The 26,125-nt window shown below is 65.9% G+C and carries 24 protein-coding genes; 19 read left to right on the forward strand and 5 right to left on the reverse strand.

The window, feature by feature from the left end:
• Together Q0105_RS05220 and Q0105_RS05225 are read left to right on the forward strand one after the other, a co-directional pair.
• Entirely contained in the window at positions 1 to 1,245 is a 1,245-nt protein-coding gene (locus tag Q0105_RS05220; protein WP_298209453.1) for an acetyl-CoA acetyltransferase, read from the forward strand.
• Between the two features lie 132 nt (positions 1,246 to 1,377).
• On the forward strand, positions 1,378 to 2,223 hold the full coding sequence (locus Q0105_RS05225) for a DMT family transporter (protein WP_298209455.1): 846 nt from the start codon (positions 1,378 to 1,380) through the stop codon (positions 2,221 to 2,223).
• A gap of 20 nt (positions 2,224 to 2,243) precedes the next feature.
• Here Q0105_RS05225 and Q0105_RS05230 read toward each other — a convergent pair whose 3' ends face one another.
• A complete protein-coding gene (locus tag Q0105_RS05230) occupies positions 2,244 to 3,275 on the reverse strand; it encodes a M28 family peptidase (protein WP_298209457.1) in 1,032 nt (343 codons plus the stop codon).
• Between the two features lie 119 nt (positions 3,276 to 3,394).
• Between Q0105_RS05230 and Q0105_RS05235 the strand changes: the two genes are divergently transcribed.
• The 7 genes from Q0105_RS05235 to Q0105_RS05265 all read left to right on the forward strand — a co-directional run bounded on the left by Q0105_RS05235 (position 3,395) and on the right by Q0105_RS05265 (position 10,239).
• Positions 3,395 to 4,006, forward strand: coding sequence for a 3'-5' exonuclease (locus Q0105_RS05235; protein WP_298209460.1), 612 nt, complete (start codon positions 3,395 to 3,397; stop codon positions 4,004 to 4,006).
• A 191-nt stretch (positions 4,007 to 4,197) separates the two neighbouring features.
• Entirely contained in the window at positions 4,198 to 4,779 is a 582-nt protein-coding gene (locus Q0105_RS05240; protein WP_298209462.1) for an NnrU family protein, read from the forward strand.
• An 85-nt stretch (positions 4,780 to 4,864) separates the two neighbouring features.
• On the forward strand, positions 4,865 to 5,128 hold the full coding sequence (locus Q0105_RS05245) for a DUF3297 family protein (protein WP_298209464.1): 264 nt from the start codon (positions 4,865 to 4,867) through the stop codon (positions 5,126 to 5,128).
• Positions 5,129 to 5,136: 8 nt separating this feature from the next.
• Positions 5,137 to 5,634, forward strand: a complete 498-nt coding sequence (locus Q0105_RS05250; protein WP_298209466.1) for a reverse transcriptase-like protein — start codon at positions 5,137 to 5,139, stop codon at positions 5,632 to 5,634.
• A 94-nt stretch (positions 5,635 to 5,728) separates the two neighbouring features.
• Positions 5,729 to 7,795 carry a TonB-dependent receptor gene (locus Q0105_RS05255; RefSeq protein WP_298209468.1) on the forward strand — a complete coding sequence of 689 codons (2,067 nt, stop codon included), beginning with the start codon at positions 5,729 to 5,731 and terminating at the stop codon, positions 7,793 to 7,795.
• Positions 7,796 to 7,798: 3 nt separating this feature from the next.
• Entirely contained in the window at positions 7,799 to 8,347 is a 549-nt protein-coding gene (locus Q0105_RS05260; RefSeq protein WP_298209470.1) for a YfiR family protein, read from the forward strand.
• Positions 8,347 to 10,239: an EAL domain-containing protein gene (locus tag Q0105_RS05265; RefSeq protein ID WP_298209473.1), complete on the forward strand. Its 1,893-nt coding sequence runs from the start codon at positions 8,347 to 8,349 to the stop codon at positions 10,237 to 10,239. The genes Q0105_RS05260 and Q0105_RS05265 overlap by 1 nt, the downstream gene beginning before the upstream one ends.
• Before the next feature lie 15 nt (positions 10,240 to 10,254).
• Here the strand turns inward: Q0105_RS05265 and Q0105_RS05270 are convergent, their stop codons facing one another.
• Positions 10,255 to 11,565, reverse strand: a complete 1,311-nt coding sequence (locus Q0105_RS05270) for an aminotransferase class I/II-fold pyridoxal phosphate-dependent enzyme (RefSeq protein ID WP_298209475.1) — start codon at positions 11,563 to 11,565, stop codon at positions 10,255 to 10,257.
• 30 nt (positions 11,566 to 11,595) lie between these two features.
• On the opposite strand from Q0105_RS05270, the gene Q0105_RS05275 reads away from it, so the two are divergent.
• From Q0105_RS05275 to Q0105_RS05290, 4 genes are all read left to right on the forward strand, one after another.
• Positions 11,596 to 12,321 carry a glutamine amidotransferase gene (locus Q0105_RS05275; RefSeq protein WP_298209477.1) on the forward strand — a complete coding sequence of 242 codons (726 nt, stop codon included), beginning with the start codon at positions 11,596 to 11,598 and terminating at the stop codon, positions 12,319 to 12,321.
• Entirely contained in the window at positions 12,318 to 13,016 is a 699-nt protein-coding gene (locus tag Q0105_RS05280) for an MOSC domain-containing protein (RefSeq protein ID WP_298209480.1), read from the forward strand. Before Q0105_RS05275 ends, Q0105_RS05280 begins: the two co-directional genes overlap by 4 nt.
• Before the next feature lie 269 nt (positions 13,017 to 13,285).
• Complete coding sequence (gene leuA, locus Q0105_RS05285; protein WP_298209482.1) at positions 13,286 to 14,965, forward strand: 2-isopropylmalate synthase; 1,680 nt, start codon at positions 13,286 to 13,288, stop codon at positions 14,963 to 14,965.
• A gap of 132 nt (positions 14,966 to 15,097) precedes the next feature.
• Entirely contained in the window at positions 15,098 to 15,601 is a 504-nt protein-coding gene (locus Q0105_RS05290; protein ID WP_298209484.1) for a C40 family peptidase, read from the forward strand.
• A gap of 27 nt (positions 15,602 to 15,628) precedes the next feature.
• On the opposite strand, the gene Q0105_RS05295 is transcribed toward Q0105_RS05290, so the two are convergent.
• The 3 genes from Q0105_RS05295 to Q0105_RS05305 all read right to left on the reverse strand — a co-directional run bounded on the left by Q0105_RS05295 (position 15,629) and on the right by Q0105_RS05305 (position 19,210).
• Complete coding sequence (locus Q0105_RS05295; RefSeq protein ID WP_298209486.1) at positions 15,629 to 17,083, reverse strand: ATP-binding protein; 1,455 nt, start codon at positions 17,081 to 17,083, stop codon at positions 15,629 to 15,631.
• Positions 17,080 to 17,835, reverse strand: a complete 756-nt coding sequence (locus Q0105_RS05300) for a response regulator transcription factor (protein WP_298209487.1) — start codon at positions 17,833 to 17,835, stop codon at positions 17,080 to 17,082. Before Q0105_RS05300 ends, Q0105_RS05295 begins: the two co-directional genes overlap by 4 nt.
• Positions 17,836 to 17,923: 88 nt before the next feature.
• The gene (locus Q0105_RS05305; protein ID WP_298209489.1) at positions 17,924 to 19,210 is read right to left on the reverse strand and encodes an ABC transporter substrate-binding protein; all 1,287 of its coding nucleotides are present in this window, start codon (positions 19,208 to 19,210) and stop codon (positions 17,924 to 17,926) included.
• Positions 19,211 to 19,478: 268 nt separating this feature from the next.
• Here Q0105_RS05305 and Q0105_RS05310 point away from each other — a divergent pair, with 268 nt between their 5' ends.
• The 6 genes from Q0105_RS05310 (at position 19,479) to Q0105_RS05335 (ending at position 26,122) form a co-directional block, all read left to right on the forward strand.
• The gene (locus Q0105_RS05310) at positions 19,479 to 20,729 is read left to right on the forward strand and encodes an ABC transporter substrate-binding protein (RefSeq protein WP_298209491.1); all 1,251 of its coding nucleotides are present in this window, start codon (positions 19,479 to 19,481) and stop codon (positions 20,727 to 20,729) included.
• A 190-nt stretch (positions 20,730 to 20,919) separates the two neighbouring features.
• Entirely contained in the window at positions 20,920 to 21,834 is a 915-nt protein-coding gene (locus tag Q0105_RS05315) for a sugar ABC transporter permease (protein WP_298209493.1), read from the forward strand.
• 43 nt (positions 21,835 to 21,877) lie between these two features.
• The gene (locus Q0105_RS05320; RefSeq protein ID WP_298209495.1) at positions 21,878 to 22,753 is read left to right on the forward strand and encodes a carbohydrate ABC transporter permease; all 876 of its coding nucleotides are present in this window, start codon (positions 21,878 to 21,880) and stop codon (positions 22,751 to 22,753) included.
• Between the two features lie 25 nt (positions 22,754 to 22,778).
• Positions 22,779 to 23,912 carry a sn-glycerol-3-phosphate ABC transporter ATP-binding protein UgpC gene (gene ugpC, locus Q0105_RS05325; RefSeq protein ID WP_298209497.1) on the forward strand — a complete coding sequence of 378 codons (1,134 nt, stop codon included), beginning with the start codon at positions 22,779 to 22,781 and terminating at the stop codon, positions 23,910 to 23,912.
• Between the two features lie 100 nt (positions 23,913 to 24,012).
• Positions 24,013 to 25,206 carry a carbohydrate porin gene (locus Q0105_RS05330; protein ID WP_298209499.1) on the forward strand — a complete coding sequence of 398 codons (1,194 nt, stop codon included), beginning with the start codon at positions 24,013 to 24,015 and terminating at the stop codon, positions 25,204 to 25,206.
• 34 nt (positions 25,207 to 25,240) lie between these two features.
• Positions 25,241 to 26,122: a BadF/BadG/BcrA/BcrD ATPase family protein gene (locus Q0105_RS05335; RefSeq protein ID WP_298209501.1), complete on the forward strand. Its 882-nt coding sequence runs from the start codon at positions 25,241 to 25,243 to the stop codon at positions 26,120 to 26,122.
• Positions 26,123 to 26,125 lie beyond the last annotated feature (3 nt).

Genomic DNA, 26,125 nt, shown 5'->3' on the forward strand with positions numbered 1-26,125 from the left:
ATGAACCAACCTGTCTATGTCCTGGGCGGTGCCCAGACCGATTTCGCACTGAACGCCGCCCGCGAGGGCCTGGGAATGTTCGAGCTGATGCGCGATGCCGTGCAGGGTGCACTCGATGACACGGGCCTGCAGGCGAACGATATCCAGGCCGGCCATGTAGGCAACTTCGTGGGCGAGCTGTTCACCGGCCAAGGCCAGTTGGGCGGCATGTTCGAGGCGATCGACCCCGGCTTTCACGGCATGCCCGCGGGCCGCCACGAGGCCGCGTGCGCATCGGGCAGCATCGCGCTGCTGGCCGCCACCGCCGAGATCGAGGCCGGCCGCTACGACTGCGTGCTGGTCACCGGCGTGGAGCTGGAGCGCAATGTGCCTGGCGCACTGGCCGCCCAGCACCTGGGCGCAGCCACCTGGGTAGGCACCGAGGCACAAGAGGCCCAGTACGCCTGGCCCCACATGTTCCACCTTGTCGGCCAGGAGTACGAGCGACGCTACGGCCTGCGTTACGAGCACCTGGCATGCATTGCCGAGATCAACATCCGCAATGCCCGGCGCAACCCGCTGGCGCAAACTCGCGGCTGGGCCTACACACCTGAAAGCTTCACGGCCGACGACAGCGCCAACCCGGTCATCGACGGCATGATCCGCCGCCAGGACTGCGGGCAGGTCACCGATGGTGCGGCGGCCGTTGTCCTGGCCTCGCCCGCGTTTGCCGCCCGCTGGGCGCAGCGCCAGGGGCGCGATATCGCCCATGTGCCGCGCATCACCGGCTGGGGCCACAGCACCGCCCACCTGCGACTGGCGGCCAAGCTGCAGCGCAGCGCGGACGCGGCCTACGTTTTTCCGCATGTGCGCACGGCCATCACCGACGCCTTTCGCCGCGCGCAGATCGGCGACGTGTTCGCACTCGACGGCATCGAAACCCACGACTGCTTCACAACCACCGAGTACATGGCCATCGACCATTTCGGTATCACGCCCCCGGGACAAAGCTGGCAGGCAGTGGAGAGCGGGCTTATCGACTTTGGCGGCCGCCTGCCCATCAACGCCAGCGGCGGCCTGATCGGCGCCGGCCACCCCGTGGGCGCCACTGGCGTGCGCATGGTGCTCGACGCCTCGCGACAGGTGTCAGGCAGCGCGGGCGCCACCCAGGTTGAAGGCGCCAAGCGCTTCGGCACGCTGAACATCGGCGGCAGCGCTACCACGGTGGTGAGCTTTGTGCTGGAAGGCAGCGGCAGCGCGGGCTGACACAGCCCGGCGCGCATCCATGGGCCATGGGGCCATGGGCCGGGCGACTTTCCGCCGCGACCACCAAGGGCGGCCCCGGAAAAGGCCAGATGCGATGATGGGGGATCCCCGTGCGGCCAACCAGTGAACACCATGTCCCCCCTGCGCCTTTTTGCCCTGACCGGGCTTGCCATGCTTGCATTTGCGGGCAATTCGCTGCTGTGCCGCGCTGCGCTGAAACACACGCCCATCGATGCGGCCACCTTCACCACCGTCCGTTTGGTCGCGGGCGCCATCACACTGTGGCTGCTGGTGGCCTTGCGCCATCAGCAGGCCTGGCGGGCCGGCAACTGGTTTTCTGCCTTGGCGCTGTTTGTGTATGCCGCAGGTTTCTCGTATGCCTACATCAGCCTGCCAGCAGCCACCGGCGCGCTGCTGCTGTTCGGTGCGGTGCAGGCCACCATGGTCGGCCATGCCTGGCTGAAAGGCGAACGCCTTGCACCTGTGCAGATAGGGGGCATGGTGCTGGCATTTAGCGGCATAGCAGGCCTGCTCATGCCCGGCATTTCGGCACCCCCGGTGGTAGGTGCCGTGTTGATGCTCGCAGCAGGGGCGGCATGGGGCATCTACTCGCTGCGTGGCCGAGGAGGGGGCAACCCCATCGAGATCACGGCAGGCAACTTCCTGCGCGCTGTGCCCGTGGCGCTACTTCTGAGTGCGGCGACGCTGAACCAAGCCACCTGGAACGCCGAGGGCCTTTGGTATGCCGTCGCGTCAGGTGCACTGGCCTCCGGCGTGGGGTACGCGCTGTGGTACACGGCCCTTCCGGCGCTGCGCGGCGTCCAGGCCGCCACGGTGCAGCTCAGCGTTCCAGTGCTCGCAACGTTCGGCGCCGTGGTCTTGCTGGGCGAACCCTTGACACTGCGGCTCATGCTCGCCTCCGTGGCAATCTTGGGCGGCATCGGCCTGGTCGTGTGGAACCAGCAAGGCCGCCGATAGGCCAACGCTGCACCAGCACCTCACTGCTGCAGGGCCAGGTCTCGAACAACCCCTTCAATGCCCAGCACCACACGGGCCAGCCGGTCAAAGTCCACCTTGTCCGGTGTGTCCTGGCGGGTGTGATAGTGCGGATAGCGGTAGGGCGCGGTGTCGGTCACCATCAACGCGGGATAGCCTTGGTCGATGTAGGCCGCGTGGTCCGAATAATCCACTCCGGGGATGAACCGAGGTGCTGCAATGCCTTCGGACGGAAACGCCGCGTGGGACCGAAAAGACCCCACCGCCGTGCGCACCAACCCCAGGTCAGCCGTGGTCGCCACGAAGGCGATGAAATCACCCTGCGTGGGGTAGAACTGGTTCAGGGGCCACGGATACTTTTGCGAGCCGTCGGCATCCGAAAAGTAGCCCATGGTTTCAAGCGACAGCATGGCCGCCACGGACACCCCGCGGTCTTTCAGCACCTTGGCGTGCACCTGGCTGCCCATCAACGGGGTCTTGAAGTAGGGCGGCTCTTCGTTGGTGTACAGCACGAACATCACATCCGCCTGCGCCGTTGCGCCCAGGTTCTTGAGGCGCTTGGCCAGCGCCAGCACGGCGGCAGTGCCCGTGGCGTTGTCGTTGGCGCCCGGCGTTTCGTGCGCTGAATCGTAGTGAGCACCCACCACAATCGTGCGTCGGCCAGGCGTGCTGTGGCTAGGCACGGCAACCTCCAGATTGCGCACCGCCACGCCTGACGCCTGGAACTCTTCGCGCCGCACCTGGTAGCCATACGAGACCAGCTCCGACTCCAGATAAACCGCTGCAGCTTCCAGCGCCGCCGGATGGCGAGCGTTGTGCTCCTGCGCCGCGATCACCGTGACATGCTGGCGCAACTGCTGCGCGAGCGCCTGTTGCTCGGCGGTGGCGGCAGGGAGCGCCCCACGGTGCGAATGGCCGGGCATGGTGGTGACCACCAGCATCGCCGCCAGAAGAAGCAATGCCACTGCGGCCAAGGCGCCTGTGATGCGCAAAAGGCTTTGCCCCAAACGCAGGGCAATGGGTGGAATTTGCATTGGTTTGAGGCTCCGCTCCATCCAGAAAGATATGGACCGGGCAGTGTAGGCCACACGCGGCGGCACAATCGGTCTGCGCCCTTCGGCAGTTCCATTCCGTTTCTTGCACACCCCCTCCCATGCCTCCCATCGCCGTCATCGACTTTGAAACCACCGGCATCTCCCCCGGCCAGGGCGCGCGCGCTACCGAGGTGGCGATCGTGCTGCTGGAGAGAGGGCAGGTGGTGGACCGGTTCCAGAGCCTCATGAAAACCGGGGTGTGGATTCCGTCGTTCATCACCCAGCTCACCGGCATCACCAATGCCATGGTCAACGCGGCGCCCGATGCAACGGGGGTGATGGCCGACGCTGCGCGTTTTGTGGGTGATGCGCCGATGGTGGCGCACAACGCGGCGTTCGACAGCAAGTTCTGGCAGGCCGAGCTGGCCCTGGCCGGGCTGCCTGCGCCACAGCCATTTGCGTGCACGGTGCTGCTGTCGCGGCGGCTGTACCCACAGGCGCCCAGCCACAAGCTTGGGGTGCTGGTGGACTACCACGGCCTGCCGCGCACGGGCCAGGCGCACCGGGCGCTGGCCGATGCCGAAATGGCCGCCGCGCTGCTGGCGCGCATGCAGCACGACCTGCGCACGCGCTGGCGTGTGGCCGAGCCCAGCTACGCGCTGCTGCAAACGCTGCAGCGCTGCGCCAAGCCCGCCGTGGGGGCGCTTCTGGCGCGGCATGCGGTGGCCTGATGGCGGTTTGCCGGTGATCGGAAGGGCATTGTTACTATTATATTAATAGCTTGTATCGCTTTATGGATAAGCGCTAGAGGCCATTTTTACTCATATTTTCCGCAGACTCCCTGCATACTCACAGCCAGGCACGACGGGAAACCATAACCCGCGGCTCTCCCCTCTACGATCCCCCGATGAAAGGCTTTGCCATGTGGTTTCTGATTCTTGGACTGGTGCTGTTTCTGGGTGTGCACTCGGTGCGCATCGTGGCCGACGATTGGCGTACGCAGACGCGAGCGCGGGTGGGCGAGGGGCCATGGAAGGGGCTGTACTCGCTGGTGTCGGGCGTAGGGCTGGGTCTCATCATCTGGGGCTATGGCCTGGCGCGGCAGCAGCCTGTGGTGCTGTGGGTGCCGCCCATCGGCATGCGGCACGCCGCCTCGCTGCTGACGCTGGTCGCCTTCATCCTGCTGGCCGCCGCCTATGTGCCGCGCAACGCCCTCAAGGCCCGGTTGCACCACCCCATGGTGCTGAGCGTGAAGGTGTGGGCGCTGGCGCATCTGCTGTCCAACGGCAACCTGGCCGATGTGCTGCTGTTTGGCGGCTTCCTCGTGTGGGCCGTGCTGAGCTTTCGGGCTGCGCGCCAGCGTGACCGGGCGCAGAACGTGGTCTATTCACCCGGCACGGCAGCAGGCACGGCCATTACCGCGGTGGTGGGCGCTGCCGCCTGGGCGGGCTTTGCGTTCTGGGGCCATGCGTGGCTGATCGGCGTGGCGCCCATGGGCCGCTGATCGGGCACCGCAGCATCCCCCCATCGCAAATGCCGGAGAATCCGCGCTTTGCGTTTTTCTCCTTTCCCCAGAGATTCAGACCCGTATGACCGAAGCCACCACCGCCAATACCCCCGCCCAGCCGCCCTTGCCCGATCACCTGTCGGTCAACCCACGCAGCCCGCACCATGTGGCCGCCGTGTTCGAGCACGACATCGGCATCCGCCTCAATGGCAAAGAGCGTTTTGATGTGGAGGAATACTGCATCAGCGAAGGCTGGGTGAAGGTGCCCGCTGGCAAGACTGTGGACCGCAAGGGCCAGCCGCTGCTGATCAAGATCAAGGGCACGGTCGAGGCTTTCTACAAGTAGGCCCGCAAGTGCCCACGGCCCCGGAGCCCGCTGGCTGGGTCATCCACTGCGATGGCAGCGCCTGGCCCAACCCAGGGCGCATGGGCCTGGGGGCCGTGCTGACGGGGCCCGATGGCTCCGTGCAGCACCACATTTCCGAAGCCACCACCTTCACCGGCTGCAACAACGAGGCCGAGCTGCGCGCGCTGCTGCTGGCACTTAAATGGCTTGCACAGCAGCAGCAGCAGGGCGCAGCGGCAGCGGCCGCCGTGCAGGTGTTCAGCGATAACAGCGTGCTGGTGGCGCAGTTGGACGCACGCGCAGCGCCTGCCGCCCCCATCGCACGGCTGGCGCCGTTGTTTGACGAGGCGCGCGAGGCGCTGGGGCAGTTCCGAAATATCCGCCTGCAATGGATTCCGCGCCACCGCAATGGCGCCGCCGATGCGCTGGCGCGCGCCGCCCTCGGGCTGGCGCCCAAACCGGCCACGCCGCCTGGCCGCAACAAACACAAGAAAAAACGACGCTGAGCCCGTTCAGCGGGCATGCTGGATACAATTTGTAAAGAACTATCCCTGGGCTGGCGCGCACTCCCGCAAGCCAGCCCCACATGGAGCCCTGCCCATGGCACGAGGACCAACCCAGTCACAACGACGGCCCAAGCACCTGGCGGCTGTCTCCTCGGCCCTGGCGTTACCAGCCCTCAGGGTGTCTGCATTGCTCCTGGTGTGCGTCGCCGCAGCCAACATGCAGGCGCAAGCCGCCGCCGCAGACATCGCCGACATGCCGCTGGAGCAGCTCATGCAGATGCAGGTCACCACGGCCAGCAGGTATGCACAAACGGCGCTGGAGGCACCCGCCGCCGTGAGCGTGGTCACGGCCGATGACATCCGGCTGTTCGGCTACCGCACGCTGGCCGAGGTGCTGGGCAGCATGCGGGGTCTGTATGTCTCGTATGACCGCTCTTATCACTACCTGGGCACGCGGGGGTTTTCCACGCCAGGCGACTACAACACGCGGGTGCTGCTGCTGGTCAATGGGGTGCGCTTCAACGACAACATCTATGACCAGGCAAGCATCGGCAGCGACTTTCCGCTGGACCTGGACCTGGTGGAGCGCGTGGAGTTCGTGCCGGGCCCTGGGTCGGCGGTGTATGGCGCCAACGCCTTTTTCGGCGTGGTCAACGTCATCACGCGCGACGGCCGCCAACTGGCGGGGCCCCAGGTGAGCGCCGAGGCGGGCAGCCACGGTCGTGCCAAGCTGCGGTTTTCCGTGGGCACGGTGGATGCGCAGGGGGCAGACTGGCTGCTCTCGGCCACGCGGTCCGCCACGCGCGGGGCAGACCACTATTACCCCGCCTTCGATACCCCCGCGAACAACGGCGGCGTGGCGCACCGCCTGGACTACGACCGCAGCACCCAATTGTTTGCCCGCATGCACAACGATGGGCTGACGTTGACGCTGGCGCACGGCGAGCGCACCAAGGGGGTTCCCACGGCAGCCTTCTCGCAGGTGTTCAATGACCCGCGCTCGCGGTTCATCGACAAGAGCACGCGCATGGCGGCGGAATACACCGCGCAGCTGCAGCCGTCGCTGGCGTTCACCGGTCGCGTCCTGGCAGGCCGCTACCAGTACGTGGGCGACTACGTGTACGACTACCCGCCCGTGACGGTGAACCGGGACGTAGGCACCGGCCAGTGGTGGGGCACCGAGTGGCAATGGGTCAGCACCGCATTGGCGCGCCACAAGCTGTCCTGGGGCATGGACTACCGGCGCGACACCCGCATCGAGCAAAGCAACATGGACCTGTCGCCGCCCGCGCAATACCTGGACGCTCGGCGCAATGGCAACGTGCTGGGCCTGTACGTGCAGGATGAATTTGCCATCAGCCCGGACCTCACGCTCCATGCGGGGCTTCGCTGGGGCAAGCAGTCGGGCAGCGCAAGCGCAGTCCATCCTCGGCTGGGCCTGGTGTATTGGTGGAACCCCGCCACGGCGGTCAAGCTGCTTCACGGCACCGCCTACCGGCCGCCCAACGCCTACGAGCGCGACTACCGCGTGGACCTGCCGGGCGGCCTGGTGGACAGCGTGGCCTTGCGCTCCGAGCGCGTGCGCACCACCGAGCTGGCGCTGGAACACGCGCCCACCGGCGCCAGCCGCGTGCTGCTGACGGTGTTCCGCTCTGCCGTCACCGATCTGATCGCGCTCGATGCGGTCGGTAATTCAGACCGGTTGACCCTGGGCAACACCCGCGCCGTGCAAGTCCACGGCCTGGAGGCCGAGGCCGAGCACCGCTGGGACGGCGGCAAGCGCCTGCGCCTGGCCTACGGCTGGCAGAACGCACGCGATCCGTCGCGGCAAAGGCCGCTGACCAACGCTCCGCAGCACCTGCTCAAGGTCCAGTGGTCCGCCGCCTTGCCACTTGCTGCGGGGTGGCGGGACAACCCCGGCCGCTACGCCATCGAAGCCATCGGTATCGGCCCGCGCAGGACGCTGCTCAACGAACGCCTTCGGGGGCATGTCCTCGTCAATACAACGTATTCCACGCGCATCGCGGACGTCGATGTGTCGGTGGGCATCTACAACCTGTTCAACCGCCGGTACGCAGACCCTGCCTCGTTCGAGATACGGGAAGACGCGATCCGGCAGGACGGCCGGACCTACCGGGTCAAGCTGACCTACGCGTTCTGATCCATGCGCAAAACCCCGCATCTGTGCACCCGGCTCATCGCCTGGCTGTGCATGGCGTTCGGCTTGGGCCTGGGCACGGCCCACGCGATGGAACCTGTGGGTGAGCTGGATCTGAAGGCCGCCTATGTTTTCAACTTCCTGCAGTTCATCGGCTGGCCCGACAGCAACGGCGCCCCAACCAACGACCTGACCCTGTGCGTTTCGTCTTTCAGCCCGCTCAAGCGCCCCCTGGCAGCGCTTGACGGCAAGCAGGCCGCCAAGGGCCGCGCGTTGCGGGTGAAATTGCTGGAGGCATCGGCCCTGCCTGGCTGCCATGTCGCCGTGCTGGACAGCGCAGACGTGGAGCCGGTGCTGCGGGCCCTGCATGCCCTGCCCGCCGCACACGGCGTCCTGACGGTCTCGGACACCACTATCTTCTATAGCCCCGACATCGTCATCGCGCTCGCCAAAGAAGAGGGGCGCATTGTGTTCAGCATCCACTCCGAAGCCGCCACAAAGGCAGGCTTGACCATCAGCTCCAGACTGCTGCGTCTGGCCAAGGCAGGACGATGATGAACAACAAAATCACCGGACTGGCTCCGCACATCCTGCTGTCGTCAAAACTCGTGGCGGCGGGCATCCTGTCAGCGGGCCTGGCGCTGCTGACCGTGGTGCTGGCGCTCACCGGGGTGGACTACTGGAGCACCCGCGCATCGATGCTGCAGGACAGCCGGGTCGAGGCCGCTATCGTTGCCGACAACGTCTCTGCCGCCGTCATGTTCCGCGACACGGCAACGACCAATGAGATGTTGAGCGCGCTGCGGTCCTCGTCCATGGTGCTGGCTGCGGGCGTTTACGACACCGACGGTGTGCTGTTTGCGCACTACGCACGCGACCCCGACCCCAGCTTCCCGACCACGCTGAACGCAACGGGCCTGGATGGCGCGCAGGAGCGCGCCGGGTGGCGTCTGCTGGAGATCGCACGCCCCATTGCGGACTCCGCCGCCCCCCTGGGCACGCTGTACATCCGCAAGTCGATGCGCGCGGTGTACACCCGCCTGGCTGTGCGCTTTGCCAGCGCCCTTTTGATCGCGGTGTGCGTGATGGCCATGGCCACCGCCCTGGTGCTGCGCAGCCGCGCAGCCGTGCGCGAGGCAGAGAACCGCCTGCACACCTTGGCCCACACCGACGCCGTCACCAGCACCGGCAACCGCCATGCCTTCAACGAGCGGCTTGCCGCCGAGCTGGAGCTGGCCCGCAGTGCCGGGCACCAGGTGGCCCTGGTCTATATCGATCTGGACAACTTCAAGACCCTCAACGACACCTTCGGGCACGCGGCCGGGGACAACCTCTTGCGCCAGGCCGCCAAGCGCCTGCAGTCCGTGGTGCGAAACACCGACTTCATCTCACGCCTGGGGGGTGATGAGTTTGCGCTGGTCCTGCGGCTCGACATGGACGACGCGGCGTTGGACAAATACACACAACGCATCGTCGGCGTGTTCCAGACGGCCTACACCGAAGTCGGCCAGCAAATGAACATAACCTGCAGCGCGGGCGTGGCCACCTTTCCGCAAGACGCCTCGGACATGGACGCGCTGCTGAGCAACGCCGACACCGCCATGTACCGCGCCAAAGAGATGGGCAAGAACCGCTGCGTGCGTTTTGAAGCCTCCATGAACCAGGCCGTGGTGCGGCGCCAAGCCATTGAACACGCGCTGCGCAGCGAGCTGGAGCAACAGGGCACGGGGCTCGCGCTGCACTACCAGCCCCTGTTTTCAGCGCGTGACCGCTCCCTGGTCGGCGCCGAGGCGCTGCTGCGGTGGACACACGCCGAGCTGGGCGCCGTGTCGCCGCTCGAGGCCGTGTCGGTGGCTGAAGACTGCGGCTTGATCGTGCCGCTCGGGTACTGGGTGCTGCGCACTGCGTGCCGCGACGCTTCGCGCTGGAACGCGCACGGCCCACTGCAGGTGGCCGTCAACATCTCGGCACGCCAGCTGGGAGACCCGCAGTTTCTGGAGCGCGTGATGGACATCCTGCGCGAGGAGGGCCTGCCTGCCCATTTGCTGGAGCTCGAACTGACCGAAACCGTGCTGATGGAAAACATGGAGGCTGGGGCCCACACGCTGCACCGCCTGAGCCAGCTGGGCATTCACCTGGCGATCGACGACTTCGGCACCGGCTACTCGTCGCTGGCCTACCTGCGCCAGCTCCCGATGCGGCGCCTGAAGATCGACCGCAGCTTCGTCAAAGACCTGCCCGGACAAGAGCACAGCCGCACCATCGTCACCGCCATCGTGGCACTGGCGCACGGCCTGGGGCTGGAGGTCACGGCCGAAGGGGTAGAGACGCAGCAGCAGGCCGACTACCTGGTGGAGCAAAACTGCGATGTGCTGCAGGGCTATGCGTTTGCGCGGCCCATGCCTGTCCAGCAGTTTCTGGCCTTGCAAACCGGCACCGCCGCGTAGAGCCAGGATGCCTGGCTAGAAAACCACCCGCCCCGGCGCACGCAGGGCCTGGGCCAAATCACGCGCCAGGTGCGGCATGTCTGCGGGCTGGCAAGCCCCCAGGCTCACGCGCACGGCCGACGCGCTGGCCAGGCGCAAGGGGGCACCAGCCTGCACGGCCCAGCCGCGCGAGGCCATGGACTGCACCACGGCAGCCTCGTCGGCCACGGGCAACCATAGGTGCAGGCCCTCGCCCGGTGCCACGTAGATCTGCTGTGCGGCCAGGGCTTGCACCAGGCCCTGGCGCCGCGCCGCGTAGGCCCCAGCGGCTTGTGCAAGTGCCTTGCCTTCACGCATCTGCCGCCACAGGCTGGCCGCCAGCCCCTGCAGCATGCGGCTGACCCAGCGCGGCCCCAGGGCCTGCTGCGCGCCCATGACCTGCACCAGCGCTGGCGTGCCCGTGGTCAGCGCCACCCGCAGGTCGGGCCCGAGGAACTTGCTCACCGACACCACGTGCAGCCACAGCGGGGGCAACGATGCGGCGGGCGCCAATGGCGCCGCACTGAGCGGCCCCCAGTGGTCGTCCAGCACCACGAGCAAGTGAGGCAGCACACGCAGTTGTCGCTGCAACGCCTTCCAGCGCGCGGGGGTGATGGCCGCCCCCGTGGGGTTGTGGGCACGCGGCGTGAGCACCAGGGCCGCGCAGCCCTTCAACACACCAGCTTCAGGCACACACAGGCCCTGGCTGTCCACTGGCAACGGCACCGGCTTGAGCCGCAGGCTGTGCAGCAGGGCCACCAGCGGCGGCCAGCACGGGTCTTCGACCGCCACGCGGTCACCCGGATGGGCGTGGGCGCGCAGCGCACGCTCCACGGCATCGAGCGTGCCAGAGAACACACCCACGTCTTCGCAGGGCAGGCCCTGGGCGGCGAACCACAACCGCGCCTCGGCCTGCAGCGCGGGCAAGTCAACCGGCGCCTCGTAGCAGGCTGGCGAGGCCAGCGCGGCCCAGGCCGCAGCACCGCCACGGAACTGGGGCAACAGCGATGCGTCCACATTGCCGCTGGCCAGGTCGCGCAGGCCTTCGGGCACGGCATAGGCCTGGGCCATGCGCGCAGGCGGCTCGACCACGCGTGTGCCACGGCGTCCGTCCGTCACCACGCGGCCCGCATCGCGCAGGCGGGCATAGGCAGCAGCCACGGTGTTGGGGTTCACCGCCAGTTGCTGCGCCAGCACCCGCACGGCGGGCAGCACATCACCGGGCTGCAGGGTGCCGCTGCGCAGGGCGTCCTGGAGGCTGTCGGCGATTTCGGCCGCGGTGGTACCTTTTGCGTACAATGCATTCATACATTCATTTTAATGTATGAATACAAAATGATGAAAACCGCGCTCGCTCTACGCCATGTTCCGTTTGAAGACCTGGGGCTGCTGGGTCCCTTGCTGGAGCAGCGCGGCTACGCCGTGCGCACCCTCGACGCCGGGGTAGAGCCCCTATCAGGCGCTGCCGACCCAGAGCCCGACCTGCTGGTGGTGCTGGGCGGTCCCATCGGCGCCTATGACGAAGCCAGCTACCCCTTCCTCACCGAGACACTGGCCCTGGTACGCCAGCGGCTGGCACGCCAACAGCCGGTGCTGGGCATCTGCCTGGGCGCACAAATCATGGCGCGTGCACTGGGTGCGCCAGTGGCGCCCATGGGGCACAAGGAGATTGGCTTTGCGCCCCTGACTCTCACCCCAGCAGGCCAGCGCTCGGTACTGGCGCCCTTGGCCCATGGTGCAGACGGCGTGCCGGTGCTGCACTGGCATGGCGACCAATTCGGCATTCCCCCTGGCACCGAGGCACTGGCCGCCACGGCCCTGTGCCCGCACCAGGCCTTTGCCGTGGGCGCCCATGCGCTTGCTCTGCAGTTCCATCTGGAGGCGGACCTGTCGCGCATCGAGCAATGGCTTGTGGGCCATGCCTGCGAACTTGCGGCGGCGGGCGTGGACCTGCAGGCGCTGCGCCGTGGCGCGCTGACCCATGGCCCAGCGCTGACACTTGCAGCACAGGCGGTGTTCGGGGCCTGGCTGGATGGGCTCGATACGCACCCGCCAACGCCATGACGGAGCGCGTGCTCGGCCAAATCACCGCCGTGCTGCGCGGCAGCGCCGTGCCCCTCTGCAGCCGCCCTGGAAGCCGCAGCGCCATTGCCAAGGAGGCGGTTGCTGGCCCGGTGCGGGTGGATGCCAACGGAGTGCAAGGCGATGAGCAGGGCGACACACGCATCCACGGCGGCCCGGACAAGGCCGTGCACCAGTACCCGTTAGACCACTACGCAGCCTGGCGCAACGAACTGGGGCCGCAACCCGTGCTGGCGCAGCCTGGGGCCTTTGGCGAGAACATTGCCAGCACCGGCATGACGGAGGCCGACCTGTGCTGGGCCGACCGCGTGCGCATGGGCAGCGTGCTGCTGGAGGTGTCGCAAACACGCCAGCCCTGCTGGAAGCTCAACGTCCGCTTTCAGCAGTTCGACATGGCGCTGCGCCTGCAAAACACGGGCCGCACCGGCTGGTACTACCGCGTGATCGAGCCCGGCCTGGTGCAGGCGGGCGATGCCATCACGCTCGTGGCACGCCCCCATCCGGCCTGGCCGCTGGCGCGCGTGATCGAGGTGCTCTACCGCCGCACTCTGGACGCAGCGCTACTGCACGAATTGGCCGCGCTGCCCCTGCCTCCCTCGTGGCGCAAGCTGGTGATGCGGCGGCTGGAGCAAGGGAGCGTCGAGGACTGGAGCGCACGCACCCAAGGTGGCGCGTGACAGCCCGGCGGTGCCTGTGCTAGCATTTGCCACTATGCAACGCAGCATGCTCCTATCCACCCTATCGCTAGGCCTAGTGCCTGGCCGGGGTCTGCCTGCGTTCGCCACCGTTGCCATTTTGCGCAACACCTGATCTCCCCCTGACCCCGGCCCGCGAACCAGCCTTTGCGCACATGCAAAGGGCTGCAGGGGATGTCACACGTTTTGTTTTCATTTCGTTTGACCCGCAGTGCCCCTGAGCACTGCACACCGTTCGTGGAGCCTCCATCATGATTGCCAAGCCCGCCACCAAGTACCAGCCCATCGCCCCGGTCGCCTTGCCCGACCGCCAGTGGCCCTCCCGCAGCATCACTCGCGCGCCCGTGTGGCTCTCCACCGACCTGCGCGACGGCAACCAGGCGCTGTTCGAGCCGATGAACGGCGAGCGCAAGATGCGCCTCTTTCACGAGCTGGTGCGCATCGGCTTCAAGGAGATCGAGGTCGGCTTTCCGGCCGCGTCGCAGACCGACTTCGACTTTGTGCGCCGCCTCATCGACGAGAACCTGGTCCCCGACGACGTGACCCTCATGGTCATGACCCAGTCGCGCGAGGACCTCATTGCACGCACCGTCGAGGCCGTGCAGGGCGCGCCCCGCGCCATCGTGCACCTGTACAACGCCACGGCACCTGCGTGGCGCCGCATTGTGTTCGGGATGAACGTGACGCAGGTGATACAGCTCATCGCACACCACGTGGGCTACCTCAAGCAGCTCACCGACGCGCAGCCAGGCACAGCATGGACTCTGCAGTACTCGCCCGAGACCTTCAGCGCCACCGAGCTCGATGTCTCGCTCAAAGCCTGCCAGACCGCGATTGCCACCTGGGGCGCAGGCCCTGGCCGCCCCATCATCATCAACCTGCCCACCACGGTGGAGAACGCCACGCCCAACGTGTTCGCCGACCAGATCGAGTGGATGGACCGACGCCTTTCGCCGCGCGAGCACATCGTGTTGTCGGTGCACCCGCACAACGACCGAGGCACCGGTGTGGCTGCGGCAGAACTGGCAATGATGGCCGGTGCCGACCGCGTGGAAGGCTGCCTCTTTGGCAACGGCGAGCGCTGCGGCAACGTGGACATCGTGACCCTGGCGCTCAATATGTACACGCAGGGCGTGCACCCTGGTCTCGACTTTTCGGACATCACCTCCGTCGCACGCATTGCCGAGGAATGCACTTCGCTGCCCGTGCACCCGCGCCACCCCTACGCGGGCGACCTGGTGTTCACCGCGTTCTCAGGCTCGCACCAGGACGCGATCAAGAAAGGCTTTGCCGCGCAGGACCCGAACGCACTGTGGGAAGTGCCGTATTTGCCCATCGACCCGGCGGATCTCGGCCGCACCTATGACAGCGTGATTCGCGTGAACAGCCAGTCGGGCAAGGGCGGCATCGCCTTCCTTCTGGAGCGCGAACACGGCGTGGTGATGCCCCGGCGCATGCAGGTGGAGTTCAGCGCCGTGGTGCAGCGCCAGACCGACGCGAGCGAGGGCGAGATGAGCGGCGACGCGCTGTGGGCGCTGTTCCAGGCCACCTACCTGAACACGCCCGCGCAGGCCGCCATCGTCTGCCACGGCCACCGGCTCGATGAAGACGGGCAGGGGATCGAGCTGGATGTGACCATTGCCGGAACACGCCAGCACCTGCGCGGCCAGGGCAACGGCCCCATCGCGGCCACGGTGGATGCGCTCGGCCTGCCGCTGCGCGTGGACCACTACGAAGAACGCGCCACCGGCACGGGGGCCAACGCCCAGGCGATGGCCATCGTGGAAGCCGCACTGGAGGGCGTGGCCGGATCGACCTTCGGCGCAGGCGCCCACCACAACATCGTGACGGCCTCGGTGCAGGCCATCGTGAGCGTGGCCAACCGGCTGGCCGGGCGGCGCCAGGCCACATCGATGGCAGAGGCGGTGTAGCACCACCATTGGTATCAAAATGATAGCTGCTAGCGCTTATCTATCAAGCGCTAGCAGCAAATTTGACCAATATCCCCAGGCATGGGTGGGCGACCGGGCGGGCACCGCCGTTCATCCGTTACCCTTTGGCCCATGCATGCATCCCACCGCCTGGCCTGTGCGGCCTGCGCAACCGCCCTGCTGCTCCTGCTGGGTGGCTGCAGCACCACCCCTTCGCCATCGTCTTCATCCCCTACCCGGTCCCCGGTGTACTCGCCTCTGTCGGACGAGCAGGCCCACGACATCGCCATCCACGCACTGGGCCTGGTGGGCACGCCTTACCGCTACGGGGGCAACACGCCCGACACGGGGTTTGATTGCAGCGGCCTGATTGGCTACGTGTACCGCAACCGCGTGGGCACGGCCCCGCCGCGCACGGTGGCCCAGCTCAGCGGCTGGGGCCAACCGATTGCCGATGGTGACCTGCGCACAGGTGACCTCGTGGTGTTCGGCAGAGGCCGCGTGCCGTCACATGCGGGCATCTATGTGGGGGAAGGGCGCTTTGTGCACGCGCCTTCTACCGGTGGCACGGTGCGGCTCGATCATCTGCAGTCGCGCCACTGGGCGCGGCAGAACGCGTCGTTCCGGCGGCCGTGAACCGGCGCGCCGCGCGCGTGACGCGCGTCACGCGGGCAACGACAGTGTGACCACCAGGCCCCCTTCAGGATGGTTGGCGGCCGACACATGGCCGCCGTGTGCCTGCACGATGCTGCGTGCAATGTTGAGCCCCAGGCCCGAGCCTTCGCTGTAGGCCTGGCGCGCATGCTCCATGCGCACGTAGGGCTCGAACACCGTCTCCAGTGCGTCTTCGGGCAGGCCAGGGCCATGGTCGCGCACGCGGATGGTGACCCACTCTGCGTTTTGCTCCGCGCTCACATGCACCTTGCGGCCATAGCGCACGGCGTTATCGAGCACGTTGGCCAGCGCCCGCTTGAGCGCCAGCGGCTTGGCGGTGACGCCAATATCGGGCACATCGAGCGTGATGGGCGTGCCGCTGGAGATGGCCGAGGAGGTCAGCCGCTCCACCAAGCGCACCAGGCGCACATGGCTGAGGTTTTCGTGGATGTCGGTGTCGCGCATGTTCTGCAGCGCCGCCTTGACCATCATGTCCAGCTCGTCCAGCTCCTCGTGCAGCTCGGTGCGCACCAGTTCGTCGTCGAGCAGCTCGGTGGCCAGCTTCATGCGCATGATGGGTGTCTTGAGGTCGTGCGAGATGCCCCGGTAGAAATGCTCGCGCTCTTCCACCACCTGCTGCACACGCGCCTGCATGTCGTTGAAGGCCCGCGCAGTTTCGCGCAGCTCGCCGCTGCCCACCTCGGGCACGGGCTCGCTCATCAGGCCACTGCCAAAGGCCCGTGCAGCCTGGGCCAGGCGGCGCAGCGGCCGGGTCAGGCTGCGCATCAACGCCAGGCCCAGGGCCAGCACGGTGACCAGCGTCATGGCCTGGGCCAGCAGGCGGTCCCAGGTCCAGGTGCGGGCACTTTCCAGAAAATACGGGTCGGGCATGGTGCTCACCAGCTGTAACCAGCCCCCAGGCTCAAACTCGACCTGAATCACCAGCAGTGGCGCGGGGCGCGGCAGCAGCAGGCTGGCGCCTTCGACCCAGCTCTCGGGCATCTGGCTGAGCAGCTTGCCGTCGTCGGTCACGGGCACTGTGTCGGCCTGGGCAAACACGGCGTGCGCTGCCATGCCCGGCAGGTCACCCTGCAGCGTGCGCACGACTTCGGCGGTGATGATGTCGGTGAGCTGCTCCGCAGGCAGGGGTGTGATGGGCACCATGCCACGGTTGAGGTTGACGAAGAACCGCGCCCCGCCCATGGCCCGCATTTGCTGCACCACCAGGGGCCGGTATTGCACGGGCAACGTGCTGTAAAACCGCACCGCGCTGGCGGCGCCGTGAGCGATCAGTTCAGCCGTTTGCCGCGCTTCGAGCCGCGAGCTGGCCTGCAACTGCGCCGACCAGATGCCCAGCGCCAACGTCTGGCTCAGCACCACCCCACACACCATGATGAGCAGCAGCCGCGACGCCAGGCTGTCCGGCCACCAGCGCATCCACCTGTGCGGCCAGGCGTTGCTCATGTGTCGCTGGTGCTGACTTCCACCGCGAAAACGTAGCCCGCGCCCCGCACGGTCTTGATCATGCCGGGCTGCTTGCCGTCATCGCCCAGGCGCTGGCGCAGGCGGCTGATCTGCACGTCCAGCGACCGGTCGAATGCGCGCAGGTCGCGCCCGCGCGTGTGCTCCACCAAGCGGTTGCGCTCCAGCGTCTGGCCTGCGTGCTCGGCAAAAAAGCGCAGCAGGTCGAAGTCCATGCCGGTGAGCGGCACGTCCGCGCCCGCGCTATTGAGCAGCTTGCGTTCCAGCAGATCCATGCGAAACCCCGCGAACATCAGCGCCCGAGGGCCGCCACCGTCGGCCGGGGCCGAGCGGCGCAGTATGGCCTTGATGCGTGCCAGCAGCTCGCGCGGGTTGTAGGGCTTGCCCATGTAGTCGTCGGCACCCAGCTCCAGGCCCACGATGCGCTCGGTGTCATCGGCGCTGGCTGTGAGCATGATGATGGGAATGCGGGAGCGGTCGCGCACCATCTTGCACAGCTCAAAGCCGTCGGTGTCGGGCAGCATCACGTCCAGAATCACCAGGGCCAACTCCGCCTTGTAGCGCTCGAACTCGGCGCGAAAGCTCGCGCCATCGTGCGCCAGCCGCACGACGTACTGGTTTTTTTCAAGGTACAGCTTGAGCAGGCGACGGGTCTTCTCGTCGTCGTCAACAGCCAGGATGGTTTTGCGGTTGGGCGATGTCACGGTGGGTGTAGAGCGCTTGGTGTGCAACACGCTCAAATGCGGAAGGCCCACTTTGTAATGTGCCCGCGTCCATGCCGCAAGAGGGCAGACGCGGGGCAGGGCCCAAAGTACGCTGCCGCTAGTTAAGGCCGTGAACGATATTGACCAGGCGCTGCTGCGCTTGCTCCACGGTCACAGCCGGGTTTTTAACAAACCGCGCAAGTGTAGCCCCCAGTTCATCCTTGAGCATCTCCTGCGCGGCCATGCGGTGGGCCACGCTGGGCAGCTTGGGCTGCTGTGCATCTTTGAGAGCGCGCCACGATTGCTGCGCGCAGACGTCGAGCTGAGACGGGTCCATGTCATGGCGCACAGGCACTGAGCCCTTGGCCTGATTGAACGCCGTTTGCGTGGCAGGCTGCACCAGCGCATCGGCCAGCCGCCATTGCTCCACCTCCTTGCGTTGGCGCGTGGCCAGCATGGCCAGGCTGTCCACGCTATAGAGGTGCATGCCCGCCGTGGAGGGTGTCGGCACACAACCAAAGTCGGTGCCCGGCCTGAAACCCCAGGCCTTGAACTCACCACCCAGCCAATCGCCCATCAGCATCATGCCCGCCTTGCCTTGGTACACCAGGCGGCCGGCCGTGTACCAAGGCAGATCGGATGCGCTGCCGGGGTTGAGGCCGCGCAGCCAGCGCAGCCTTTGCAAGGCCTTGCGCACGGGTTCGGTCGTCCAGGTGGCGCCGGGCGTGGCAGACACCATCTGCGCATACTGCGAAGCCCCTGCTTCGCCCAGCAGCAGGGCCTCGAACACCGTCAGCACCTGCCAGGGCTCGTCGCTCCAGGCCAGCGGCTGCACGCCTGCAGCGGTCAATTGACGGGCGGCAGATTCCACCGCATCCCAACTGGTCGGTGCAGGCAATTTGTGGGCGCGCCACAGGTGTTCGTTGTAGTAAAGCCAGTTGGTGCGGTGCACGCCCAGCGGGGCGGCCAGCACCTTGTCGTGCGAGTAGATGGACTGCCAGACGATGGGAAACATCGTGTTTTGCCACTGGGCCGACTGCGCAATGGAGGTCAGTGGCAGCACCAGCCCCAGCTGGGCCCATTCGGTCAGGCGCCGCCCCACCAGTTGGGCCACATGGGGCGGGTCTTGCGACAGGGTGCGCACCTGCAGCACCCGGCCGGCCGCACCGCCACCACCGCCGTGCACAGCCTCGCTGCGCCAACTCAATCCTTGCCCAATCAGGTGCTGGCTCAAATCGTCAAAGGCCTGGCGCTCACCCGCCGAGGTCCACCAATGCAGCACTGTCAGCGGCTGCGACGGCGCTGACGCTGGCGGCGCAGAAGGCGGCGTTTGCGCCATCGAAGTACCGGCGCCAAGGCAGCAGCCCAGCGCCAAACCCCACCAACGCCGAGAAAACGACGGCATGCCAACTATCAAAGCGTCATCCTTCGTAAGGTTATGTAATCCAAGCCTTCTGGGCCAAAGCGATCTTTCTGAGGGCCGCTGATGTCGCACGTAACAAAACGCAAGGCTCCTGAGAAAGGGAATTCTGTTTTCTCAAGCGCTGACAAGCACTTGCGGTGGTTGTTGCTATTCGACCAAGCGTTACTCGACTCACATGACCGCCGTTGGTACCTTCGGGCCCGTGATCAACCAAAGGGCTGGAAAAAGCCCGCCACAACGGAGACAACACATGGCATTTCCTTCGCGTACCACCGCAGCCTTGCTGCTGGGCATGACCCAACTCGGCGCGGCACAAGCCGGGACGCTGATTATCGAGAGTTGGCGCACGGATGACAAAACTCTTTGGGAAGAGGCCATCATTCCGGCCTTCAACAAAGCGCATCCTGGCATCACCGTCAAGTTCGCACCCACCGCACCGCCGGAGTACAACTCCACGCTGTCCTCGCGCCTGACCGCAGGCACCGCAGGCGACCTCATCACCTGCCGTCCTTTCGACGTCTCCCTCGATCTGTACCGCAAAGGCCGCCTCGACAAGCTCGACAACGCCGTGGGCCTGGACCAGTTCTCCGACGCTGCCAAGGTCGCTTGGCAAACCGACGATGGCAAGGACACCTACTGCCTGCCCATGGCATCGGTGATCCATGGTTTCTTCTACAACAAGAAGATCTTTGCCCAGATGGGCCTGCAGGCGCCCAAGACCGAGGCCGAGTTTTTCTCCGTGCTGGAGAAGATCAAGGCCGCAGGCAAGGTGGCCCCGTTGGCACTGGGCACGGCCGATCAGTGGGAAACCAACCAGATCGTTTTCACCAGCCTGGGTGCCAACTACTGGAAGGGCGAAGACGGCCGCAAGGCGTTGATCGCTGGAAAAAAGAAGTTCACCGACCCCGAGTTCGTGGACGCCTGGACGTCCATGGCGCGCTGGTCGGCCTACATGCCACGCGGCTATCAGGCGCAGACCTATGGCGACTCGCAAAGCCTGTTCGCCACCGGCCGCGCCGCCATCTACCCCACCGGCTCTTGGGACATTTCCTACTTCCAGCAGAACTCCAAGATCGAGTTCGGTGCCTTCCCGCCGCCCGTGCGCAAGTCGGGTGACACCTGCTACATCTCGGACCACACCGACATCGGTATGGGTGTGAACAGCCAGAGCAAGAACAAGGAAGAAGCCAAGGTTCTCCTGAAGTGGCTGTCGTCCCCCGAGTTCGCCGACCTCTACACCAACAAGGTCACCGGCTTCTTCTCACTGTCCAACCACAAGGTCAACGTCACCAACCCGGTGGCCCGCGAAATGATGGGCTGGCGCCAAAACTGCAAGTCCACCATTCGCCTCAACGCCCAGGTCATGAGCCGCGGCGAGCCCAGCATGGAAAACGAGCTGTGGTCGGTGAATTCTCAGTTGCTCAACGGCAAGATGAGTCCCCAGGATGCGGCCACCCGCATCCAAAGCGGCTTCGCCAAATGGTATGCACCCGCACGCTGATTGGTTGATCCGCTAACCCGGAGCTAAGGCTCCACCCCCCGCTTCGTCTGGTTCGGCGGTGCTCTTCGGAGCACCGTCTGGGCGGAGCTTTGTCTTCAGTTTTTTCATTGCGACTTTGAGGAAGGGCACGCCACGGCTTGGTTTCCGGGCGGTGTCGTCCCTTCCTTGTTTTTTTGTGACCCCCAACACCATGAAACACAGTAACGGTTGGCACATTTTGGTCTTCCTGGCCCCAGGGGTGCTGATCTATACCTTGTTCAGTGCGTGGCCGCTGATCGACACCCTGCGCCTGGGCTTCTACACCAGCAACGACCAGGGCCAATTGAGCTTTGTCGGCCTGGGCAATTACCAGACGCTGCTGTTCAACGAACTGCGTTCCGAAGCCTTCTGGAACGCCATGCTCAACAACCTCAAGTTCTTCGCCATCCACATGCTGGTGCAGAACCCTGTGGCACTGCTGCTGGCCGCGCTGCTGTCGCTGCCGCAAGTGCGCGGCGTAGCCACCTACCGCACCCTGATCTTTCTGCCCACCTTGTTGTCGGTGGTCATCATCGGATTTTCCTGGCAGCTCATCCTGTCGCCGCTGTGGGGCGTGGCCGAGCGCTTCCTGACCGTGTTCGGACTGGAGCATCTGTTTGCCCCCTGGCTGGGCCAGGAAGAAACCGCGCTCAACACCCTGGCGCTGATATCCGTGTGGCAGTTCATCGGCATTCCCATGATGCTGATCTACGCCGCGCTGATCTCCATTCCGGGCGACATCATCGAGGCCGCCGAAGTCGAGGGCGCAAGCCCCACGCGCATCTTCTGGGCCATCCGCCTGCCCCTGATCTTCCCCACGCTGGGTCTGGTCACCATCCTCACCTTCGTCGGCAATTTCAATGCGTTCGACCTGATCTACGCCGTCAAGGGCGGGCTCGCCGGGCCGAACTACAGCACCGACCTGCTCGGCACGCTGTTCTACCGCACCTTCTTTGGCTACCAGTCGCAGGTGGGCAGCGTCACGCTGGGCGCTGCGCTGGCCACCCTCATGTTTCTGGTGATCTTGTGTGGCGTGGGTACGTATTTCTTCGTCGTTCAGCGCCGCCTGCAGCGCTTTGCCATGTGACAAGCGCCCCATGTCCCGCGTCAGCTCTCTGAGTTCCCCCTCCATGTCCCTTTCGACAGATCGTTCCACCGACTCACTCCTGGCAGTCAAGGCCCGGCGCCATGGCCGTGCCCTGTTTGTGCACGGCGTGCTGGGCAGCTACACGCTGCTGGCGCTGTTCCCCATCTTTTTGGTGCTGCTCAACTCCATCAAGAGCCGCACGGCCATCTTCGACGACCCACTGGCCCTGCCCACCGCCGCCACGCTGACCTGGGTGGGCTACACCAAGGTGCTCACCAAATCCACGGTGCTGGAGATGCTGTTCAACAGCTTCCTCGTCACCAGCGTGTCGCTGGTGCTCACGCTGCTGTTTGGCGCCATGGTGGCGTGGGCGTTGAGCGAGTACCGCTTTGTGGGCCGACGCGTGCTGGCGCTGTTCATGGCGATCGGCATCATGGTGCCCATCCGCCTGGGGTCGGTATCCATCATGCAGTTGATGGTGGACCTCGGGCTCATCAACACCTTGACCGCACTGGTGCTGGTGTACGTGGCCCAGGGACTCCCCCTGGCCATCATGATTCTTTCGGAATTCATCGGACAGATTCCCAAGGATCTCAAGGACGCGGCCCGCTGCGATGGCGTGGGCGAATTCACGATCTTCTTTCGCATCGTCCTGCCATTGGTGCGCCCCGCAGTGGCCACGGTGGCCGTGTTCACCATGGTTCCGATCTGGAACGACCTCTGGTTCCCGCTGATCCTGGCGCCCGGCGAATCCACACAAACCATCACGCTGGGTGTGCAGCAGTTCCTGGGCCAATTCGCCACCGACTGGAACGCCGTGCTCGCGGCCCTCTCCCTCGCCGTCTTGCCCGTGCTGGTGCTCTACGCCGTGTTCTCGCGCCAGCTCATTCGCGGCATCACCTCCGGCGCCGTCAAGTAACTCCCACATCCATCGCTTTTTCACCATGGCCCAGGTTTCTCTTCAACAAATATCCAAGCGCTTCGGCGATTCCACGGTGCTGCACGGCGTCGATCTGCAGATCGCCGATGGCGAATTCGTGGTGCTCGTCGGCCCCAGCGGCTGCGGCAAATCCACCCTGTTGCGCATGCTGTGCGGCCTGGAGGAAATCAGCGGCGGCGACATGCTGATCGACGGCCAGAAGGTCAACCATCTGCCGCCCGCGCAACGTGGCATTGCCATGGTGTTTCAGAGCTACGCGCTCTACCCGCACATGACCGTGAAGGAGAACATGGGCTTCGGGCTCAAGATCCGCGGCGCTGATCGCAGCGAGCGCGATCAGCGCGTGCTGGACGCTGCCAAGGCGTTGCACATCGACCACCTGCTGGAGCGCCTGCCGCGCGAGCTCTCCGGCGGCCAACGCCAACGCGTGGCCATTGGGCGGGCCATTGTGCGCAAGCCCAAGTTGTTTCTGTTTGACGAACCCTTGTCCAACCTCGACGCCGCGCTGCGCGGCAAGACGCGCCTGGAACTGGCCCGCCTGCACCGTGAACTGGCCGCGACCATGGTCTACGTGACCCATGACCAGGTCGAGGCCATGACCTTGGGCGACCGCATCGTCGTCATGAACGAGGGCCGCGTGCAGCAGGCAGGGACGCCACTGGAGCTGTACACCCAGCCCGCCAACCGCTTCGTGGCGACCTTTATCGGCTCGCCCACCATGAACCTGCTGCCCGCGCAAGTGACCGGCCTGCTGGAGGGCGGCGCGAGCCTGAACCTGGGCGCCGACCACGCTGCAGCGGCCTGTGTGGACAGCAAAGGCCTGGCGGCTGGCGAGGCCGTCGAAGTTGGCATACGCCCCGAACACCTGACCCTGATCCCCGCCCACCAGGAAGTGCATCCGCACCAGGGCGTGGCCTTTCTTGCCGAAGTGGCTGCGGTGGAGCAGCTGGGCGAATCACACCTTTTGTACGCACGCACCGTACAGGGCCAGGACCTGGTGCTGCGCGGCAACGCACACACCCGCCTGCGGGGGGGCGACGCCGTGCGGATGTTTGCTCCGGCGCATGCGCTGCACGTTTTCAACAGCAAGGGCCGGGCGCATCCGCGGCTGGTGATCGAAGGGCACTTGGGGCATTGAATTTTTGGTGCCCCATCCAACGGGCAACAGCCCAGCATGGTCGAGCGGCGTGGCGCCTGACCGGCATTCAAAAAATTCCACGACTATGGAGAGAGACAGCATGAGATTCCCACACCGCACTCTGGCCCACTGGCTGGCCATCACCTTGGGTGCAGGGGTTTTGAGCCCCGCAGCGCAAGCCGTCGAAATGACCGGCTACTTCCGCGCCGGCACCGGTATGACCACCGCCCCCCAAGCGCGCCAGTGCTACCAGCTCAATGGCGTGGCAGGCCTGAACTACCGCCTGGGCAACGAGTGCGACATCTACGCGGAGCTCACCTTCTCTCAAGCCATGAAGGTGGACAACGCCGAGGCCAAGATCTATTTCATGCCGACGCTGTGGAACGGCGCCTCCGACATCGGCAACGAGCGCCTGGACATCGGCCAGCTCTATGGCACCTTCAAGGGCCTGGACCTGGCGCCCGAAGCCACCTTCTGGGCGGGCAAGCGCTTCTACGTGGGCCACCAGGGCGTGCACATCCTCGACACCTGGTACTGGAAGCCTGGCGCTGGCAAACTGGGCGCTGGCGTGGACGACATCCAGGTCGGCCCCGGCAAGCTGTCGATGGCCTACATGCGCACCGACAACACCGGCGACAAGCCCATCAATGACAAGCCCGTGCACGGCCTGCATGTGGACTACGCCGACTTGCCCGTGAACACCGACGGCAAGATGCGGTTCAACCTCAGCCTGACCAAGGGCGACTACAACGGCGGTACCAACGGCATCGCCGCCAGCGTGCGTCACACACAAAGCAAGTTCTTCGGCGGCACCAACGACTTGGTTTTCCAGGTGGGCCAGGGCTCTGCCGCGTTCAACGGCACCTTCCTGAGCGGCAACGAGCCCTCCAGCCGCAAGAGCTGGCGTCTGATCGACACGCCTTCGTGGCAAGTCGGTCCTCTTGGCGGCCAGGCCGTCGTGATGGTCGGCAAGGACGGCACCAGCAAGGGTGACATCTCCTTCACCACCCTGGGCGGCCGCGTGTCCTACGCCATGAGCAAGAACACCAAGTTCCTGACCGAGTTGAGCACCTCCAGCAAGAAACCTGAGGGCGGGGCCACCCAGCGCCTGACCAAGCTCACCGTCGGTCCCGCGCTGTCCCTGGGACCTGACTTCTGGAGCCGCCCCGAGCTGCGCCTGTACGTGACCCGCGCAAGCTGGAACAAGGCGGCTGGCGCTGATGCAGGCAACAACCTGCGCGCAGGCCGCACCAGTGGCACCAGCGCGGGCGTGCAGTTCGAAGTCTGGTTCTAAGTCGGATTCAGTTGAGGCATTGATGGAGCAAGACTTGGACTTTCTGATTGGCGTGGATGGCGGCGGCACAGGTACCCGTGCCGTCGTGCTCGACGCCCGCAGCCAGCGCATGGTGGGGCAAGGTGAGGCCGGAGCCTCGGCCTTGACGCAGGGGGTGGAGCAGGCATGGAAACATGTCATGCAGGCCATCGCTGCAGCGCTGGAAGGTTCTGGCCGCATGCTGCGACCAGAACACTGCGCCATCGGGTTGGGCCTTGCTGCCGTCAATGTTCCGTCGCTGACCCAGGGGTTTCTGGCCCAAGCACCGGCATTTGCGCGCCTGGCCCTGGATACCGATGGCTACGCCATGCTGCTGGGCGCCCACGAAGGGCGCCCCGGTATGGTTGTGGCAGCGGGCACCGGTAGCGTGGGTGTGGCGCTCATGCCCGACGGCGAGCGCCGCACCAGCGGTGGCTGGGGGTTTCCGGTGGGCGATGAAGGCAGCGGTGCCCGGTTGGGACTGGAAGCCATGCGCCATGCGCAATGGGCGCTGGACGGCCGGGCACCGGTGGGCGCCCTGGCGCAGGCGGTGTATGCCCGCATCGGCCGCGATGCACAAACCCTGGTGAGCTGGAGCAACCAGGCCAATGCACGCCTGTGGGCGCAACTGGCGCCCCTGGTTTTTGAAAACCAGCACCAGGACCCAGCCGCGCAGCAACTGCTGCAGAAGGCGGCGGATCAACTGGCGCAACTGGCCGAGGCGCTGGATCCACAAGGAGAACTGCCCCTGGTGTTCAATGGCAGCATTGGCCAGCGGCTGCAATCCCTGCAGCCGGACCATCTGCTGGGTCGCTGCCGCACGCCGTATGGCGACGCCACGCATGGCGCGCTGTTGCTGCTGAAGGACCCTGCCGCACTGAAGAGGAGCCGGGTTTGACTC

Origin of the sequence: Acidovorax sp., from assembly GCF_027492855.1 — a bacterium.
Lineage (GTDB): Bacteria > Pseudomonadota > Gammaproteobacteria > Burkholderiales > Burkholderiaceae_C > Acidovorax.